The organism is Porphyromonas miyakawae (assembly GCF_045865415.1).
Classification (GTDB): Bacteria; Bacteroidota; Bacteroidia; order Bacteroidales; family Porphyromonadaceae; genus Porphyromonas; species Porphyromonas miyakawae.
In genome coordinates this window covers 865,463-885,481 of sequence record NZ_BAAFSF010000001.1, presented here as the reverse complement: position 1 = coordinate 885,481, position 20,019 = coordinate 865,463, and the positions used below count along the sequence as shown (strand labels likewise).

General features: G+C 45.0%; 17 protein-coding genes. All 17 read left to right on the top strand.

Annotated features, from left to right (window positions below; all coding sequences use genetic code 11):
• Positions 1-92 precede the first annotated feature (92 nt).
• Positions 93-899 (top strand): hypothetical protein, encoded by an 807-nt coding sequence (locus ACLWMH_RS03610; protein WP_411915382.1) that lies wholly within the window; start codon positions 93-95, stop codon positions 897-899.
• Between the two features lie 13 nt (positions 900-912).
• Positions 913-1,566: a 16S rRNA (guanine(527)-N(7))-methyltransferase RsmG gene (rsmG, locus tag ACLWMH_RS03605; protein WP_411915381.1), complete on the top strand. Its 654-nt coding sequence runs from the start codon at positions 913-915 to the stop codon at positions 1,564-1,566.
• Between the two features lie 9 nt (positions 1,567-1,575).
• Positions 1,576-2,238 (top strand): MBL fold metallo-hydrolase, encoded by a 663-nt coding sequence (locus ACLWMH_RS03600; RefSeq protein ID WP_411915380.1) that lies wholly within the window; start codon positions 1,576-1,578, stop codon positions 2,236-2,238.
• A gap of 6 nt (positions 2,239-2,244) precedes the next feature.
• On the top strand, positions 2,245-5,136 hold the full coding sequence (gcvP, locus tag ACLWMH_RS03595) for an aminomethyl-transferring glycine dehydrogenase (RefSeq protein ID WP_411915379.1): 2,892 nt from the start codon (positions 2,245-2,247) through the stop codon (positions 5,134-5,136).
• A gap of 71 nt (positions 5,137-5,207) precedes the next feature.
• A complete protein-coding gene (locus tag ACLWMH_RS03590) occupies positions 5,208-5,750 on the top strand; it encodes a TrmH family RNA methyltransferase (RefSeq protein WP_411915378.1) in 543 nt (180 codons plus the stop codon).
• 297 nt (positions 5,751-6,047) lie between these two features.
• Entirely contained in the window at positions 6,048-6,533 is a 486-nt protein-coding gene (locus ACLWMH_RS03585; protein WP_411915377.1) for a TetR/AcrR family transcriptional regulator, read from the top strand.
• Positions 6,534-6,746: 213 nt separating this feature from the next.
• Complete coding sequence (locus ACLWMH_RS03580) at positions 6,747-7,469, top strand: ABC transporter ATP-binding protein (RefSeq protein WP_411915376.1); 723 nt, start codon at positions 6,747-6,749, stop codon at positions 7,467-7,469.
• On the top strand, positions 7,470-8,765 hold the full coding sequence (locus tag ACLWMH_RS03575) for an ABC transporter permease (protein ID WP_411915375.1): 1,296 nt from the start codon (positions 7,470-7,472) through the stop codon (positions 8,763-8,765).
• A gap of 4 nt (positions 8,766-8,769) precedes the next feature.
• Positions 8,770-10,050 carry an ABC transporter permease gene (locus tag ACLWMH_RS03570; protein ID WP_411915374.1) on the top strand — a complete coding sequence of 427 codons (1,281 nt, stop codon included), beginning with the start codon at positions 8,770-8,772 and terminating at the stop codon, positions 10,048-10,050.
• 24 nt (positions 10,051-10,074) lie between these two features.
• Positions 10,075-11,178, top strand: a complete 1,104-nt coding sequence (locus ACLWMH_RS03565; RefSeq protein WP_411915373.1) for an efflux RND transporter periplasmic adaptor subunit — start codon at positions 10,075-10,077, stop codon at positions 11,176-11,178.
• Positions 11,179-11,182: 4 nt separating this feature from the next.
• Positions 11,183-12,586 carry a TolC family protein gene (locus ACLWMH_RS03560; RefSeq protein WP_411915372.1) on the top strand — a complete coding sequence of 468 codons (1,404 nt, stop codon included), beginning with the start codon at positions 11,183-11,185 and terminating at the stop codon, positions 12,584-12,586.
• A 642-nt stretch (positions 12,587-13,228) separates the two neighbouring features.
• Positions 13,229-14,062, top strand: coding sequence for an outer membrane protein assembly factor BamD (locus ACLWMH_RS03555; RefSeq protein ID WP_411915371.1), 834 nt, complete (start codon positions 13,229-13,231; stop codon positions 14,060-14,062).
• Positions 14,063-14,090: 28 nt separating this feature from the next.
• The gene (locus ACLWMH_RS03550; protein WP_411915370.1) at positions 14,091-14,417 is read left to right on the top strand and encodes a DNA-directed RNA polymerase subunit omega; all 327 of its coding nucleotides are present in this window, start codon (positions 14,091-14,093) and stop codon (positions 14,415-14,417) included.
• 5 nt (positions 14,418-14,422) lie between these two features.
• Positions 14,423-14,875, top strand: coding sequence for a DUF4293 domain-containing protein (locus tag ACLWMH_RS03545; protein ID WP_411915369.1), 453 nt, complete (start codon positions 14,423-14,425; stop codon positions 14,873-14,875).
• Between the two features lie 26 nt (positions 14,876-14,901).
• Positions 14,902-16,410, top strand: a complete 1,509-nt coding sequence (locus ACLWMH_RS03540) for an IMP dehydrogenase (RefSeq protein WP_411915368.1) — start codon at positions 14,902-14,904, stop codon at positions 16,408-16,410.
• A gap of 6 nt (positions 16,411-16,416) precedes the next feature.
• The gene (gene miaA / locus ACLWMH_RS03535; protein WP_411915367.1) at positions 16,417-17,394 is read left to right on the top strand and encodes a tRNA (adenosine(37)-N6)-dimethylallyltransferase MiaA; all 978 of its coding nucleotides are present in this window, start codon (positions 16,417-16,419) and stop codon (positions 17,392-17,394) included.
• Positions 17,391-20,012, top strand: coding sequence for an alanine--tRNA ligase (gene alaS, locus ACLWMH_RS03530; RefSeq protein ID WP_411915366.1), 2,622 nt, complete (start codon positions 17,391-17,393; stop codon positions 20,010-20,012). Before miaA ends, alaS begins: the two co-directional genes overlap by 4 nt.
• Positions 20,013-20,019 lie beyond the last annotated feature (7 nt).

The following is a 20,019-nucleotide window of genomic DNA, read 5'->3' as shown; positions in this document are numbered from 1 at the left end:
AATAAAAGTTTTTTTCAATATCTCGTAAAAAGTATGGGGGAAAATGCTCCTTTCCCTTATTATGAGTAAATTTGCTGCGGACAAGAAAGACAATGAAACGATCTACTCTATCAATCCGCCTTTGGGGTGTGCTACTTGCTGGTGTGACAGCAGTCCTGTACATTACGTTATGTACGTCTTGCAAAAGCAACCATGCCACCGAGCATTCTCCCATTATTTGGGATATGGTCAACATTCACACCTCAAACACTAATGCGCAGGAGGTCAGTAATGGAACGGAAAAGCCTCTTTTTGTAGGTGACTTCTCGCTACTTTTTCCTCGCGAGAACGAGGCGCTTGCTCACGAGATATGTCGCGTAGTATTAGGGAAAGAGGATACCGCACTTCCTCCGGAAAATGCTCTGAATAGCTATGTAGCCCGTATTGAACAGGCATTTCTTGCCGATAGCACCAATATAGAAAAACCTGCTAGGCAAACAGTTACGATGACTTCTTCTATTCTTTATGAAGATACTTCTGTCACTACCCTTCGCGTAGACATCACTTCGCGACTCAATGATGAAGAGGCTTTTCACTCTCTCCGATACTACTGCTTTTCTTTACCCGGTGGCGAAGCATTAGGAGAGCGGAACCTTTTCTTTGACGGATATGAAGAGACTTTGCATAGCCTGCTTGTTGAAATAGCAAAAAACAGCTATCCTGACATCTATTTTATCACAGAGGAACTCGCACCTAATGGGAACTTTGCAATTATGCGCGAGGGACTCCTTTACAGCTTCCCTACTAACGAGGTTGCACCGCAGTTAAATGCCCAAACAGATACATTCGAGCTTCTGATTCCTTGGGAAATGTTGGGAAGCACGCTCTTAGCAAACTCTCCTGTAAATCACCTAATTTGAATTAAGTAGAGCCATGGAAGAAGTACTCTCTACAACAGCACAACTAACTCTACTCTACGAACTGTTTCCACAGTTGACCTCTACACAAAAAGAAAAGTTTGCGCAACTCAATTCTCTTTACACGGAGTGGAATAGTAAAATAAACCTTATTAGTCGTAAAGATATTGACTGTCTTTATCTCCATCATATAATACACTCATTAGGCATCACCGAAATGCTTCATTTTACTCCGGGTACCATTGTATTGGATGCCGGTACTGGAGGGGGTTTGCCCGGCATTCCACTTGCCATTCTTTTTCCTGAGGTTCAATTTATTCTGGTGGATAGTACGCAAAAGAAGATTAAGGCTGCAAAAGCTATTGCAGAGGCTATTGGGTTGGAGAACGTAACCTTTATAGCGGATCGCTTGGAGAGCATTAACGTAAAATGCCACTTTGTGGTAAGTAGAGCAGCGATGCAACTCTCTTCACTTGAAGCAGTCACACGTCGGCTATTTCTAAAAGAGCAGCGCAATGCACTTCCCAATGGTATCATTGCTCTCAAGGGAGGTAACTTAACTGCAGAGTTGGCAGCATACCGCAAGAAAGCGATTGTAACACCTCTTTACCCGGTCTTTCGAGACGAATTCTTTTTGGAGAAACAAGTAGTATATATTCCTTTTGGTTGATGTGCAACTATGAAAAAAATTACTGAACACGTTTATAGCCTTGTTTTCAATAGTGTAGAGGAAAACTGCTATATCCTTATTGATAAGGACACACAGGAAGCTGCTATTGTGGACCCGGGGTGCATGAATGAAGAAGAGAATGCCGAGTTAGTCCTCGCAATAGAACAACTAAAGGCAAAGCCGGTACTACTATTACTTACACATCTGCACTTTGATCATATATGGGGAGCAAGCTTTGTAGCTCGACAGTGGAAACTGACCCCCTACGCACATGCCGATGAAATTGCTTTTATGCCTACTTTATCAGAGCAGCTCAGGGCCTATTGCATAGGGCTTCCCAAAGACTACCAGGAAGTCTCTTTTAAGTCATTGCCTTCGGACACACCTCTTTATTACGGCAAGAGCTATTTGGAGGCTCGCTTCGTTCCGGGTCATACCATAGGCCATGTAGCCTATTACAACCCCATAGAAAAATTTCTCCTTTCCGGAGATGTATTGTTCTATGAAAGCATAGGACGCACTGATCTTCAGGGGGGGAACTATAAGACACTTATTCAAAGCATACAAAACGAAATATTCTCGCTTCCCAACGATACATTGGTATTGCCCGGTCACGGCATTGCCACATCAGTTGGGCACGAAAAGAAAAATAACCCTTTCTTATTACAATAGAATAGTATGGATACCCGTAATTTTTCACTTCGCCATGTAGGCATCTCTAAAGAGGATCTTCCCGAGATGCTGCACACCGTAGGCGTTGATTCAGTGGATGCCCTCTTAAAAGAGGTGTATCCCAACGATATCTTCCTCCCGAAGGAGATTGAATTGCCAGAGCCTATGACTGAGCGTGAGCTATCAGAGCACATGACAGAATTAGCTTCGCGCAATACCCCTTACACGAGCTACATAGGTTTAGGATGGTATGACTGTATCACTCCTGCCGTAATACGTCGCAATGTACTCGAAAATCCTGTTTGGTACACGTCATATACTCCGTACCAGGCAGAGATATCGCAAGGACGCTTGGAAGCCTTGTTTAACTTCCAAACAGTGATTACTGAACTAACAGGCTTACCTCTTACCAATTGTTCTCTGTTGGACGAAGCAACCGCAGGAGCTGAAGCAGCCATGCTCCTCTTCAATCGTCGCTCAAGAGAGCAAGTAAAGAGAGGGGCGAATAAGCTTTTTGTGGATAAGCGCCTTTTTGAAACGACCATTGCTGTCATCAACACTCGTATTGTTCACCAAGGTATGGAGCTAGTAGTCGGAGACTATAAGGAAACAGAGCTTACCGATGAATTTTTCGGTGTAATGCTCCAGTATCCCGATTCAGTAGGTGCCATCAACGACTACCCCGATTTTGTAGCCGCTATAAAAGAGAAAGGTCTCACCTGTGCCGTAGCAGCAGACCTAATGAGCTTAGTGATGCTTACTCCTCCGGGTGAATGGGGGGCAGATGTAGTCTTCGGCTCTGCACAACGCTTCGGTATTCCTATGTATTACGGCGGACCTTCTGCAGGATATTTAGCTTGTCGTATGGAGTACAAACGCGAAATACCCGGACGTATCATCGGACTATCCAAGGACGCTTATGGGCATCCTGCTTATCGCTTGGCATTACAAACGCGTGAACAGCATATCAAGCGCGAGCGTGCCACATCAAATATTTGTACCGCACAAGCACTTCTGGCTTCTATGAGCGGCTTTTATGCTGTCTATCACGGTGCTGATGGACTTATTGAAATAGCTCGACGCATTCACTCTTATGCCGGACATCTGGCAAAGGCTGCTGAAGAATTGGGTTATAAGCAGTACAATGCTAATTTCTTCGATACGCTGCTCTTCCAACTACCTGAAGGGAAAACTACTGAAGAGCTGCACCGTATTGCGCTTGAATATCGTGTCAATCTACGCTATTTCGAATGCCAAAACTGCTTTGGAGTCAGCATAGATGAGACTACGCTTCCGGAAGATCTTAACATACTGCTTCAGATCTTTGCAGAAACAGTTGGCAAAGAGGCTCCCACGCTCAGCGATGTGCCCACTGATACCCTCTTTGTAGATAAAAAGTGGCAGCGCAAGAGTACTTTCCTGCAGTATGATACATTCAATAAGTATCGAACCGAAACAGAGTTGATGCGCTATATCAAACGCCTTGACCGGAAAGATATTTCTCTTGCTCACTCGATGATATCCTTAGGAAGCTGTACCATGAAGCTTAATGCAGCTGCCGAGCTGGATGTGCTCTCTAATCCTTATTTTGGCAACATTCACCCCTATGCTCCGGACGATCAAGCAGAAGGATTCTTGGAAATGCTGCACAACCTTGAGGGGTATCTTGCCGCTATCACCGGATTTGATGCAACCTCATTGCAGCCTAACTCAGGAGCCGCAGGGGAATATACAGGATTGAGCACCATACGTGCCTATCTGATTGACAAGGGCGAAACTCAGCGAGATGTAGTTATCTTACCGGCATCGGCACATGGGACTAACCCTGCAAGTGCTTCACAAGCCGGGTTTAAGACCATCATTGTGGACACCGATGATAAGGGTGATGTAGACATGGAGGACTTCATGAAGAAAACTGAGCAGTATAAGGATCATATTGCTGCCATCATGATCACCTACCCCAGTACACACGGTATCTTTGAAAGCAACATTGTAGCGATCTGTCGCCGAATTCACGATTGTGGAGGGCAGGTATATATGGATGGAGCCAACATGAATGCTCAGGTTGGGTACACTAATCCGGGCTTCATCGGAGCTGATGTATGCCATTTGAACCTACACAAAACGTTTGCTATTCCTCACGGAGGAGGTGGTCCTGGGATGGGTCCGATTTGTGTTAAGTCTCACCTTAAGCCATTCCTTCCCAAACATATTGTTCGCTATGGGAATGGAGCTAATCAGGTTTCCGCAGCACCTTTTGGAAGTGCGGTGATTGCAGGTATCACATACAGCTATATTCGTCTTTTGGGTATCGAAGGACTTAAGAGAGCTACGGCAACGGCTATTCTTAATGCTAACTATATGGCACAGCGTCTGAAAGACACTTATGGGATCGTCTACTCCGGAGAAAAAGGTCGTGTAGGACATGAATTGATCCTCGAGTGTCGCAAACTGAAAGAAGCAACAGGATGTGATGAAAACGATGTATCCAAGCGACTTATGGACTTCGGTTACCATGCACCCACGCTTTCTTTCCCTGTACATGGTACGCTCATGATTGAGCCGACAGAGAGTGAAAGTAAAGCAGAGCTGGATCGCTTCATTGAGGTAATGGAATGCATCTTCCAAGAAGCGCAGGAGGTTGCTCAAGGAAAGGCCGATAAAGAAGACAACGTGCTGAAGAACGCTCCACACCCTCAATACGAAGTGTGTGCAGACGAATGGAAGCACAGCTACCCACGTAGTAAAGCAGCTTTCCCACTACCCTACTTGAACGACAATAAGTTCTGGATCAATGTAGCACGCATTGACAATGGATTTGGAGATCGTAATCTACTTCCGGCTATGTGTGACTGCGATGCTTTTTTTGCTGAACTGAAAGAACAACAACAGCAATAACAAACTAATCACGAAAGGCAGAGTGTAGCTTATTTCTATACTCTGCCTTTTTTATTTATATCTTGTGTAATATGCGAAAGCTTAGTATAGAGGAGATGCATCGTCTCTCTCTCAAAGAGTATCAAGAGAGTAGCACTCTTCCGCTTACGCTACTCTTAGATGATGTACGGAGTATGCACAATGTAGGAGCTATCTTTCGTACGGCAGATGCTTTTCGCATTGAGCGAATAATACTCTGTGGAATTACAGCTACACCTCCTGCCACGCTTATTCATAAAACCGCTTTAGGAGCCGAAGATTCCGTTCCATGGACCTATGAAAAGGATAGCCTATCTGCCGTAGAAGCCTTAAAAGAGAGCGGACATCAAATATGGGTACTTGAGCAAACGACCGGCAGCACACCTCCTGAGCATAGCCCTCTTATGATCAACGAAAGCGTGGTGCTTGTAGTGGGCAATGAAGTGTTCGGTGTACGTAATGAAATCGTTGATATAGCCGATCGCTGCATAGAAATACCTCAATATGGCACGAAGCACTCACTCAATGTAAGTGTCTCTTGCGGCATTGTACTCTACAGCATCCTACAACCCTTGCTGCCTCAGCTTGCTCGCTAAGCTATTAAGTATTTCTCGAGTCCTTATTTCTCTCTACTTTCAAGTAACTTATTGAACCTTTAACTTTCTAACCGATCTTTTCTTTGAAGATATTGGGAAAAAGATCACTAACTTTCAACCGAAACGTTCTGATATTTTGAATGAAACATCAGAACCTTTTCTTAAACAGGTTCTGATAAAATAATAGCTTAGCGGAATAAAAAACATTCTGTTCTTAATAGAAATGAGATCAAGTTATGGTTGCCTGTCAAAAAAAATCCTCTATCTTTGCGATAAAGATACCGAGCGGTTTGTTTTATGAAGACTAAGGACACCCCCAAAAAGGAAGCTATACTCACTGAGAGTTTCAGCCTTTTTCTCGCAAGAGGATACGATGCTGTGAGTATCAGTGACATTGAGCAGGCAGCCGGAGTTACTCGTGGGGCAATTTTTCATCATTTTAGTAGTAAGAAGGAACTCTTCAAAGAGGTCGCTAATAAATTCACATTTACTTTTTTACTGGGTAACAACGATGAAGACGAGTGTCAAACAAGTAATAAACCTCTCAAAGAGTACATTGATAAGAGTCTTGTGAAAATGGAAGAGCGCATGAACTTCTTTTTTGAAAAGACGAAAGGCACTGTCACCGCAGCAGCTTATTTGCGCTTTATTCTATACATCACAAGCAACTACCAAGAGGGTAAAGAGAGCGCGCTGCTCTATTACGAGCAAAAAAAAGTTATCTTGGCTTCGGGTCATAGAGCAATCAAAAGCGTGCAAAGAGATACGACTGGACACAGATAGCAATCAGTTAGCAGAGACCATGCATGCTATTTATATGGGCATGGCATACAAAGGAGCTACAAAAGAGGGAATGGATATTTCAGAGCTAAGAAGCCTTTGGGAAAACATGTATTTACTATTATCGTGTAAATAGAATTATAAACTGACATTTTGCCAGAAAAAAAAAAAAAAAAAGAAATTACATTTGTTTCCCGAAGTAAGGAATAAAGCATCATGCAGAATAATGAAACGACATCTAATGAGCCTTTGAAAAGCACATCTTCAAAGAAGGTAATTGAAATCAAAGACTTACACAAAACTTACCCCGGTGCACAACCGCTACACGTATTGAAGGGCATCTGTTTGGATGTATATGAAGGCGAAATGGTTGCCATCATGGGTGCTTCCGGTTCGGGGAAGAGCACACTGCTCAACGTACTCGGATTACTGGATACCTATGACGAAGGCACCTATCTTTTGGACGGATGCGATATGAAAGACATCAGCGAAAATCAAGCTGCCGACCTCCGTAGCCGAAAGATCGGCTTCGTTTTCCAGAGCTTCAACCTTATTACCTACAAGAATGCCGTGGAGAACGTAGCACTACCCCTATTCTATCAGGGTGTAAACCGCACGAAGCGCAATGAACGCGCCCAAGCGATGCTCCGCACGATGGAGCTGGAGGATTGGGGGCATCATCTGCCGTCAGAGCTTTCCGGTGGACAGAAACAACGCGTTGCCATAGCGCGCGCTCTGGTTACCAACCCGCGTTTGCTCCTGGCGGACGAACCTACGGGCGCATTGGACAGTAAAACTACCGATGAAGTGATGGATCTGCTCCGCGACGTGAATGCACGCGGCATCACGGTAGTGGTAATTACACACGAACAACGTGTGGCAGATGCGTGCCATCGCACGGTACATATCAAGGACGGCATTATCAATTACAACGCATAAATGTGGGATTCGCTGAATGAAATAGGCGCGCAGCTCAAGCGCAACAAGCTCCGCACCGCACTCACCGGCTTTGCCGTCGGCTGGGGTGTACTGATGCTGATTTTCCTTTTAGGCATAGGAACCGGTCTTCGCAACGGTATTGTATCCAATGCCGAAAAGGGAAGGCTAAGCGATGCCGCCTGTAATTTGCGTGCGTGGCGCACCGAAAAGCCGTACGACGGATATGAAGAGGGCCGCTCCATTTACTTCTCTCGTGACGATGCACCCGCACTGGAGAAACATTTTAGAGAAATTGAGCACGCATTCCCGGTATGCTCATTCTATGTCGATCAGGTAAGTTGCGAGGGAAAAGTATTCAATTCCGCCGGACAGTGGAAAAAAGTTATCGGCGCAGATCCGGACTATTCAATCTATGTGAAGCCTTTAAGGATGCGCGAAGGGCGTACGCTCCGGAAAAGTGACGAAGTAATGCGGCAAAAGTATATCGTTATTCCTTCATCGATAGCGGACGGTCTCTTTGAGAAGGGAGAGTCTGCTCTCGGTAAACAGATTCTGTGCGAAAAGATTACTGCTACCGTGGTGGGTGTTTACCAAGACGAGGGGGATAATATTATCTATATGCCCTACAGCGTGGTGACCACCGTTTTTCCGAATATGGAGGTCTATTTGAACGAAATAGCCCTTGTCTTTGATCGGAAATACAACAAAAAAGAGCTGCAAACGATCGAAAAGCGGATACGCGCCTTCTTTTCTCCGGTGAAACATACTGCGCCCGATGACGACGATGCCTTATGGATGAACTATTGGAACCAAAGCTCTTCGGAAAGTATGGGTAAGCTTTTTACCGGATTGGATCTCTTTCTTTGGTTTATCGGCCTAAGTATTTTATCTATAGGAATTGTGGGCGTGAGCAACATTATGCTTGTAACGGTGCGCGAGCGAATCCGTGAAATTGGGATACGCAAAGCACTCGGTGCGAAAGGGAAGGATATAGTTTCGATGATACTGACCGAATCGGTACTGATTACATTGGTAAGCGGTATCGTAGGGTTCCTTGTGGGTGTGGGCTTACTTTTCCTGGTGGATTGGCTAATGAACACACAGGGGCTGGGTCAAATCAGTGTGGATATGATGGGAGACGGCGATGTACTCTCGCTGTTCAAGGATCCCCTCATCAGCGGCCAGGTGGGTATTCTTGCCATTCTGACTATGGTTATTGCCGGAATGATTGCGGGATATGTGCCAGCGAAGCGTGCTGTAAAGATTCCACCGGTAGAGGCAATGAGAGAGGAATAGGATTATGCTGAAAAAAATCTTTGACACCGATACGCGGAAAGAGGTACTCAATACGCTCAAGAGTAATCGTAAACGCACAATTACTACCGCTATGGGCATCTTTTGGGGTATGTTCCTACTGATTATCCTACTCTGCGTCGGAAGCGGCATACAGAATGGTTTTGTACGGCAATTAAACGCGCTTTCGCAGAATTCGTTCATCTGTTTTCCCAATCAGCGCACTATTGCTTGCGACGGCTTCCCAAAGGGTTCCGTTTGGCATCTAACCTCAAGCGATACGCGTTACCTACATAACAATGTACCGGAAGCGGTTAGCGTTTGCGAAATTGTACAGGAAGGGGGCAATTGGGGCAGTTATAAGCTTACGTATGAGGGTAAATCCGTTTCAGCAAACAATAAGGTTGGCGTAACACCGGAGTTCTTTTCCATTCATAAGCTCATCTTTGTGGAAGGACGACCCTTAAACACCTTGGACGAAGTGAATGTACGTGCCTCCTGCATTATTGGCGAGGAACTCAAAAATCAATTATTCGGTGGCGAAAGCGCGGTGGGTAAGATTATCGAAAATAAGGGTACCTATTACACGGTTGTAGGTGTAGTGAGGCAGGTTTCGGATAATATGAACTTATTCGGTAATGCAGCCCAATTGATGTACATTCCGGCTTCAAAAATGCGACAGATTAACGGATACGGCGACTATATAGGCGGCTATTTAATGGAAATACAACCGTCACGCGGCGAATCGGTTGCGGATACACGCGACAGAATCGGCAAATTGCTGAAAGCGCGCCATTCGGTTGCTCCTGAGGATCGGAATGCCCTCTTTATGATAAGCTTTGATGTTATCTATACTGCCGTGAACTATATGCTGAAAGGTATCCTCTTGCTCGTGTGGATTATTGGTATCGGTACTTTGATGGGGGGTATCATCAGCGTGAGCAATATTATGCTCGTAACCATAAACGAACGAAAGCGCGAAATAGGAGTAAAGCGAGCTATCGGTGCCAAACCGGGTGATATACGCCTGCAAATTGCATTGGAATCGTTGACCATTACGTTCCTAAGCGGATTGGGTGGTATGGTACTCGCGCTATTGATTATGATCGGTGTCAATGCTGCCGTATCGGACTCGGGAAATACAGACTTCTTTTACCGCCCACTCATACCATTTGAATTAGCTATACTATGCGTCCTTATTGTGGGATTAAGCGGTATCCTTGCCGGCTTACTGCCTGCATCTCGTGCGCTAAAGATACGTGCCGTTGAGGCTTTACAGGAAGAATAAATAATAAAAAGCATTAGCAATATTATGAAGAAAGCAATCAAAATAACCCTATGGTGCCTTTTTGCCCTCATAGTGGTAGGCGTTTTTGTATTCCTTTTTATGCGGACGCGCCCCAAGAAAACGCATTATGCCGTGGAAAAGGCTACTGTTGTGGACAGCATTGAGAATAAGACGCTGCTCAGTGGCTCCGTATCTCCGCGCGATGAAGTACTCATCAAACCGCAGCTCAACGGCATTATTGCCGAGGTTTTCTGTAAACCTGGTGATGTAGTAAAGCAAGGCGACGTTTTGGCACGTATAGAAGTTTTGCCCGAAATGATGCAAACCGCCAATGCCGAATCCTCCCTCCGTATGGCAGAGATCGCTTTCAATGAAGCAAAAGAGCAGTACGAACGGAGCAAAAAGCTCTTTGAAAGCGGTGTAGTGGCACGCGAAGAACACGAGGCAGCCACAGCGCGTTACCTCAAAGCCAAGGAGCAATTAGACAACGGCAAGGAAGCGCTCGAAATTGTTCGTACCGGACGCAGTAGCCGCACCGCCTCCTCCTCGTCCACATTGGTGCGTGCTACCATCAGCGGAACCGTACTTACCGTGCCGGTGAAGGTGGGTAGTAGCGTGATTCAAGCCAATACATTTAACGAAGGAACCACCGTTGCCTCCATAGCTGATATGAACGATATGGTATTCATCGGTAAAGTTGACGAAACGATTATAGGGAAGCTCCATCTGGGAATGCCTACCCGCGTCCGAATCGGAGCTTTACAAGGCAAGGAAATAGATGCTTCCATTGAGTATATTGCCCCGAAAGGAACAACGGAAAGTGGTAGTACCACTTACGAAGTGCGCGCTGCCCTTAACAACGAAAAGACCTCCGAGTTGCGCTCCGGATATGGTGCCAATGCGGAAGTAATCCTCGAAGGCGTTTACAAGGTAACTGCCATTCCGGAGAACTGTATTTTCTATCGTAACGACTCCACCTTTGTGTCAATTGTAACTAAGGAAAAGCCTGAAATGGAAACTAAGGAGCGCTACGTTGTATGCGGGCTGTCAGACGGAGTTAGTACGGAAATTAAGAGCGGACTCAAGCCGGGCGAAAAGGTGCGCGGATTGGAAATAATGGGCAATTAGTACTATGAGTTTGAAACAATATATCGTTCTTTTTGCGTTATTGCTTGCCGTTACACCGGTAGCACGGGCGCAATCTGCGCAAACAACAGCGGTTCCGTATGATACGCTCTACACAGCACCGGCAGCACCCCTATCGCTCGAAGAGTGCATTGCACGCGCCGTTTACTTCGATACGCCTACTGTCAGCCGCTCGTTAGATACGCTTCAGGCGCATATCGCACTGCAATCAGCTTGGCACAGCTTTCTGCCGTTTGTGGGCGCCTCGGTATCGCAAGATTTTAACTTTGGTCGAAGTCAGGACAAACGCGGCGTAATGATTGACCAATCCTCAGCTAATACAGGCTTTGGCGCTTCCGCTTCCATTGATCTTTTTAGCGGACTCAAGCGCATTGCCGAGCTTAAGGCGGCGCGTTTGGATAAGTCCCGTAGTATCGCCGCCTTAGAGCAGAGCACCGAGGAGGTTACCATTAGAGTGATTGGGCTATATTACAACTTGGTACTTCAGACAGAGGTACTCCAAACGAACAAGCTTTCTATAGAGCAAACTCGCCGTACGCTTGAGTACACAAAGCATATGGTTGACGCCGGCAAATGGGCTGTCTCCAAGCTTTATGAGGTAGAAGCGCGTCTTGCAAGCGACGAATTGGCACTAGCCAACGCCAAAGGGAGCCTTCTTTTGGCGCAACAAGCATTAGCGCAAGCGATAGCTTACTATGCACCAACGCCTATTGAGGTCGAAAAGCCCTCTACGGATGCACTCATTGAAGAGGGACGAATGAAAATTCGACCTATGGACGAAGTCTACCGCGAGGCACTTGCCAACCGCCCCTCCTATCGCGCTACCCTACTCAATACCGAAATAGCGCGATTGATGGTGCAGAGCGCTCAAAGCGGATGGTACCCGTCGCTCTCGCTCCGAGGCGGATATTCCAACGGGTATTACCTCCCTTTGGATAAAGAAATGCGACAACTAACCCCATCTTTTGCTGATCAGATGAAGCAAAACGGTCGTTACTTTGTAGGGTTATCCCTATCCATTCCGCTATTTGACGGTCTACGTACCTACGATAATGTACGCCGCGCTCGACTTCGGACACAATACGCTGAAGTTGAACGCGCCGCCGAAGCCAGACGTCTCCAACAGAGCGTTTCCGAAGCTCATACCAATGCAACCACCGCACTACTCGGCATTGATGCGGCAAATAAGAGCGTAGAAGCGGCGCGCAAGAGCTACGAAACCATGCGCATCGCCTTTGAAGCCGGGCAGCGCACCGCCGTGGATTTGGAACAGAGCCAAAATAAACTCCACGTAGCTGAGGTTGAAGCGCTTCGTGCCAAGTATGACTTCCTTTATAAAACTGCTATCCTCGAGACAATGACACAAAAACCGGAGAGACCGTTCAAATAGCAGACCGCCCAAATGGGGTGTATGGATGATGGTATTCTTTCGTGAAAGTGTATTTCCGGTCTTTCTCATCCATACCCCCAGCGGTATAACACTATGGGATAGACTCTCCTACAGTAGATAGTTTATAAGTAAACAGGAAGATCTAAACAAGCTTTCTTCATCATAAATGTGGAAAGAGAGAAGTATAATGTAATAACTCTGTATGGTGAGCATCCATTGATGAAAGCAAAGGGACAATTAAATGCCGAGCAATACATTATTCAGCAATCGCCACTATATTATTTTCTTTCCCTTACACTTTTGAAGCCAACGAAGGCTCTATCGCACCAACTACTCATTGACCCAAAACCCACCTCTGGCAAGACATCTGTGATTCCGGACCACCGGATATCTTTACCAGTATTCTTTATGCAACATCCGGTTGAAAGAGCTCTCCGGAATACAGAAGACGCATAACGCTACGTTGCAAGAAGGATTGAGGCTAAAAGGCATTGGCCTCAAAAGCAATTACTATCTTGAGGGCAAAAAAAGGCCCCATCTGCTGCATTATAGTGAGAATATGCTATCTTTGCAAGGCGATATATACATAGTTTATTGGACACTTGAAGTATATATTCGGAAGTGAAGGAATAAAGATGATATATGACCAAAAATAAATTTCTATACGGTCGCATAGTACCTCTGCTTTTAGTTGCAATAATGCCGATACTCACCGGATGTGGAGAAAAAATGCGCATACAGCGTACTAAGGATGCATCCCTAAAGTATGATTATGCGAAACAGTTTTATAACCAAGGCAAATACAGCAAAGCATCCGAGTTACTAATGGATGTAGTACCGGCTTATGAGGGCACAGAGGAGGGCAGTAGAGCTCTCTTCCTATTCGCTGAATCAGAGCGGTTACAGAAAAGCTATGAGACAGCCTCCGATGCCTATAAACGCTATTACCAAAATTACCCCAAAGGAGATAAAGCCGAAGAGGCACGGTTTCGTTGTGGAGAGGCTCTCTATAAGGCTTCTCCGGAAGCACGTTTGGATCAGAGTGTAACCTACAATGCAATTCAGGAGTTAGCACTTTTTGTTGAGATGTATCCTGAAAGTAAATTTAGGAAAGAGACTGAAGACATGCTGTTTAGCCTACAAGACAAACTTGCCTATAAGGAACTGCTTGCAGCACAACTCTACTACAATTTAGGCATGTATATGGGCAACAATTATCGTTCAGCCATTATTACAGCAGACAATGCACTGAAAGATTATCCCTACAATAAGCATCGAGAGGAATTCTATATCTTGCTACTGCGCGCTTCCTACAAAGAGGCGATTAATAGTGTAGAGAGCAAGCTACAAACACGCTATCGCAATGTGATAGACCGCTATTTTGTGTATGTAAATGAATATCCTAATGGAAAATATTTAAAAGAAGCAGAACGTATTCATAAGCAGATAAACAGCTACTTAGATACGCAACAATAATACCTAAAGACATATCTTATAATTGAATATGACTAAAAAGAAAAATGCCATTATTCCCGATGAAGTAATATCCCGATCTACCCGTAAATTGGCAGAGAAGACCGGTAATTTGTACGAAGCTGTAGTTGTAATTGGTCAAAGGGCCAACCAACTTGATCTTCAGCAGCAAGAAGCTATCAAGGAGAAGTTAGAGGAGTTCAATAAAGAGCCGGATACTCTTCAAGAGGTTTACCAAAATGAGGAACAAATAGAGATATCTCGCAGCTTTGAAAAGCAACCTAAGCCGACGATAGTCGCTACGGAAGAGTTTCTTGGCGATCAACTTTTCTACAAGACAACCCACAAAGAGGAATAGATACTATGTGGCAACGTATTCAAACTATATGGCTCTTGCTAGCCTTTGCTGCGATGGCAGTTTTTCTATTTCTACCCATAGGGCTCTTTGCAACACCTCAGGGCACATGGGTAATGTACAACATAAGTACAGAGCCACTCGTTGAGGGTACAAATCTAAGCAACTGGGGACTCTTTGCTCTAGCACTAATTATCTCCCTACTCTCCCTTGCTATTGTATTCCTTTACAAGCGTCGTAAGCTACAGATGAGGCTCGTGATGCTTAATATGCTGCTTACGATAGGATACTTTATCTACTATATAGTGGAAATTATAATGCGCACAAAGGAATTAAACGCTTCCTACGGATTCAAATTTGCTATTGCGCTTCCTATTGTAACCTTTATCCTATTGACTATGGCACGTCGTGGTATCCATAAAGACGAAATATTAGTCAGAATGAGTAATCGGCTCCGATAAAAAAGTTCCTAATTCATAAGTTTCTCATGGCCATATTCTTACCTGATACTAGTCATACATTTGGGGAATATTTACTTATTCCCGGGCTAACAACAGAAAGTTCCACTCCGGATAAAATACAGCTATCTACCCCCATGACACGTTTCATGCCGGGGCAGGGAGAAAGCTCTCGCTTAAACCTCAATATCCCTTTTGTTTCTGCTATTATGCAGTCGGTATCGAATGATACATTGGCAATTGAATTGGCACGCAATGGAGGGCTTTCATTTATCTTTGGTTCCCAGCCCATCGAAAGTCAGGCTGAGATGGTGCGCCGTGTCAAAAAGTTTAAGGCTGGATTTGTCAAAAGTGATTCTAATCTCAGCCCGGAGCATACTCTACGTGATGTAGTAGCTCTAACGAAGAAAACCAGCCACTCAACCATAGGGATCACTCATGACGGCTCTGCTAACGGAGAGTTACTCGGTATTGTTACAAGTCGCGACTATCGCCTCTCTACAGACTCGTTAGACAGGAAAATAAAGGACTTTATGACCCCTTACGAGAAGCTCACAGTAGGACAGAAAGGGATTACCCTGAGCGAGGCGAATGATATCATCTGGGAGCATAAATTAAATACCTTACCCATTGTAGATGAGAATCGCCATCTACTCTACTTTGTATTCCGTAAGGACTATGACAGCCACAAGCAGAATCCACTAGAGCTTTCACACCCCACTGACAAGACACTATTGGTTGGCGCGGGTATCAACTCACGCGATTATAAAGAGCGTGTACCGGCTCTTTTGGAGGCCGGAGCTGATGCCCTGTGTATAGACTCATCAGACGGGTTCTCTGTATGGCAGGCAGAAACACTGGAATGGATCCACAAAAAGTTTGGATCAGAAGTAATAGTTGGAGCCGGTAATATAGTAGATGGTGAAGGCTTCCGCTACTTAGTAAATCATGGTGCCGATTTTGTAAAAGTTGGTATTGGAGGAGGATCCATCTGTATCACGAGAGAGCAGAAAGGAATAGGACGCGGACAAGCTTCTGCCGTAATTGATGTCTCCCGCGAAAGAGACAAATACTTTGAGGAAACGGGTATCTACATACCAATATGCAGTGATGGAGGCATTGTACACGACTATCATATGGTTTTAGCCTTAGCCATGGGTGCCGACTTCCTTATGATGGGACGCTACTTCGCACGCTTTGACGAATCACCCGGCCCCATAATGAAAGTAGGTGCAAATATTGTCAAGGAGTACTGGGGAGAAGGTTCTAATCGGGCCAAGAACTGGCAGCGCTACGATACCGGTGGCGTAGAGATCGGCAATATGAAATTTGAAGAGGGAGTTGATAGTTACGTACCCTATGCAGGAGCTCTCAAAACAAATTTAGACCAAACACTTGCTAAGATCAAATCAACTATGTCAAGTTGCGGAACCGCTACTTTAGCTGAACTGCGTAAGAAAGCTAAAATAACCCTTGTATCCGCTACCAGTATAGTGGAAGGTGGAGCACATGACGTTGTGCTCAAAGACCGCTCTTAACTAACCTTGACTGAGCCAATTATAGCAATAGCAGGACCTACCGCATCCGGCAAAACGGAGCTAGCGGTACGCCTTGCTGCAGTTCTTGAGGGAGAAATCCTCAGCGCAGACAGCCGACAGGTATTCCGTGGAATGAATATTGGCACAGGAAAAGATCTGCGTTCATACATCCTTAATGATGGAACCTGCATATCGTATCATTTAATAGATATATTGGATGCAGGAGATTCTATTGATGTATTCCGTTGGCAGACGGCATTTAATGAAGCTTACCAATCAGTAATAAAGAAGCATAAAAGAGCATTTCTCGTGGGAGGAAGTGGCTTGTACTTAGAAACAGCCCTCAAGGGGGTTGCACTTTCTAAAGCTCCTATCAATCCTGCCCTTCGCACAGAGTTGGAAGAGCACCTCTCGGCAGAGGATTTATGTCATATTTTAGCTCGCTTTCACAAGGAGAGATCTGTAGCAGATCCCCACAATATGAGGCGTCTTGTGAGAAGCATTGAGATAGCTACTTATGAAGCCAATCACGAAGAAGACAGCAAGCAACAGAACGCTCCTCTTCCCCACATACTCCTATTAATTGATATACCCAAAGAAGAGCGCATAGTGCGTATTCACAACAGACTACAAAGCCGTGTGGAGGAAGGATTGATTAATGAGGTAGAGAATCTGATTAAAAATAAGGTTCCTGTACAAACTCTGATCAACTATGGATTGGAGTACCGTTATATCACTCAATATCTTATAGGAGAGCTCACAAAGGGAGAGGCCTTGCGTCTCCTTGAAATAGCGATTCGCCAGTTTGCCAAAAGGCAAATGACATGGTTTAGAGGAATGGAACGACGGGGCTTTACCCTTCATCCTATCAATGGGCTACAGTCACTTGACGAACAGGTAAACGAAGCACTTGAAATTATAAAACGATACGACTCCTTTTACAAAGAAAATAATATACGATTCATAAAACATATAGAACAATGATGACATCTCAAGATATACGAAAGGCTTTTCTCGATTTCTTTGCCTCAAAAGAGCATCATATTGTACCTTCTGCCCCGATGGTTATTAAGGGCGACCCCACGTTGATGTTTACTAATGCGGGGATGAATCAATTTAAAGATATTATCTTGGGTAATGTGGCACCGACCTACAAACGTGTCTCTGATGCGCAAAAATGCCTCCGTGTAAGTGGCAAACACAACGACCTGGAAGAGGTTGGACATGATACGTATCACCATACTATGTTTGAGATGCTCGGCAATTGGTCTTTCGGAGATTATTTTAAAAAAGAGGCCATTGCGTATGCCTGGGAGTTTCTCACTAAAGTAGTTAACATTCCTGAGGACAGACTGTACATCACTGTATTTGAAGGAGATGAGGCACACGGGTTAGAGCGAGATCAAGAAGCTGCAGACTATTGGGCTGAATGGGTATCTGCGGATCGAATCATTGGTGGAAATGCTCATGATAATTTTTGGGAAATGGGCGATCAAGGTCCTTGTGGTCCCTGCTCAGAGATACATGTAGACTTGCGTAGTGATGAAGAGCGTAAAGCGAAACCGGGGTATACCTTAGTAAATAAGGATGATCCGCGTGTAGTAGAGATATGGAATCTCGTTTTCATGCAATACAATAGACATGCATCAGGCGAGTTGTCCCCCTTACCACATAAGGTAATCGATACCGGTATGGGATTTGAACGCTTGTGTATGGTGCTGCAAGGAAAGCAATCAACCTACGACACCGATGTATTCCAACCATTGATTAAGGCCGTTGGTACTGCTTCAGGTAAGCAGTATGGAGATAATGCAGCTACCGATATAGCCATGAGGGTTGTTGCAGACCATGTACGTACTATTGCATTTGCCATTACCGATGGTCAACTTCCTGGCAATGCAAAAGCAGGTTATGTAATACGACGAATTTTGAGACGTGCCGTGCGCTATGGATACACATTCCTCGGCTTTAAGTCACCGTTCTTGTATTCATTGATACCAACGCTCATTGAGGTAATGGGAGATGCCTATCCAGAGTTGATTGGGCAGCGCGAACTGATAGAAAAAGTCATTCTACAAGAGGAGGAAAGTTTTTTGCGAACTCTTGAAGCTGGAATCAAATTACTCAGTAAAAAGATAGAAGAGCTTGGATCTGATACACAGCTCAGTGGAGATGACGCCTTTACACTATACGATACTTTTGGCTTTCCTCTGGACCTTACTGAATTAATAGCGCACGAAAACAACAAAACGGTTGATTTGGATCGCTTTAATGAACTATTAATGGCACAGAAGGAGCGTGCTCGCACAGCAGCCTCAGTACAAACAGAGGACTGGATAAACGTAAATGAAGGCACTACCCTATTCGTTGGCTATGATCAGACCGAATGTACCACCGATATACTTCGCTTCCGAAAGATCAAGCAAAAGAATAAAAGCTTCTATCAGGTCGTACTCTCTCACTCACCATTCTATGCAGAAATGGGAGGACAAGTCGGAGACAGTGGTACGCTTATAGACGAAAGTGGAGAGGCTTATCCCATTATAGATACAAAGAGAGAGGATAATTTAGCGGTGCACCTTATGCCCCAGTTACCTAAGGACGTATCGCAAACCTTTACTGCACGTATTAATTGCTCTTTACGCACCTTAACAGAGGCTAACCATACAGCCACCCACTTGTTACATCAGGCTCTTCGCGAGAAGTTAGGCAAAAATGTAGAGCAGAGAGGATCTTTTGTTAGCCCGGAGGTATTACGCTTTGACTTTTCTCACTTTGCCAAGATGACAGAGGAAGAGATACGTAGTGTAGAGGAACGTGTGAATGAACTTATTCGCCAAGACATCAAACGCGATGAAATGCGCAATGTGCCAATTGAAGAGGCTAAGCAAATGGGAGCAATGGCACTCTTCGGTGAAAAATACGGAGAGGTAGTACGTGTCCTACGATATGGAGATTCCATTGAACTATGTGGAGGTACACATATCGCATCTACAGGAAAGATCGGCATGTTCCGCATCACCTCAGAAAGCTCTATTGCTGCCGGAGTACGACGTATTGAGGCAGTCACCGGGGTTAATGCAGAGCGCTGGATGTACGATCAAGAAGATTTGCTTAGATCTGTACGCGAGCAGTTAAACGGGACCCCTGACGTTAACAAGGCAATTCAGCGACTTATTGAAGAAAATAAGAACTACCAGGCTGAACTTAAAGCCCTCTATACAGAGAAAACTCAAACGCTCAAGAAGCAACTACTTCAAGGAAAACAAACAGTCGCATCCTATAGACTATTCACTCTGGAAGGCGATGTAAAACCTGATGTTGTAAAGGATTTAGCCTTCCAGCTCAAGGGCGAAGTAAAGGAACCTTTTGCTTTTGTAGCAGCTACTTATACTGGTATTAGAAGCCTACTCACAGTTCTTCTTACTGAAGAGCTTATCCAAGCCGGTCTGAATGCATCAGATTTGGTACGCAATGCTGCTAAACTGATACGAGGTGGAGGAGGTGGACAACCTCATTTTGCCACTGCCGGAGGGAAAGGAGACGAAGGGCTTAAGGAGGCCATGCAACAGATTATCCATAATATAGAAGCAAAAGGCTGATTTTTGT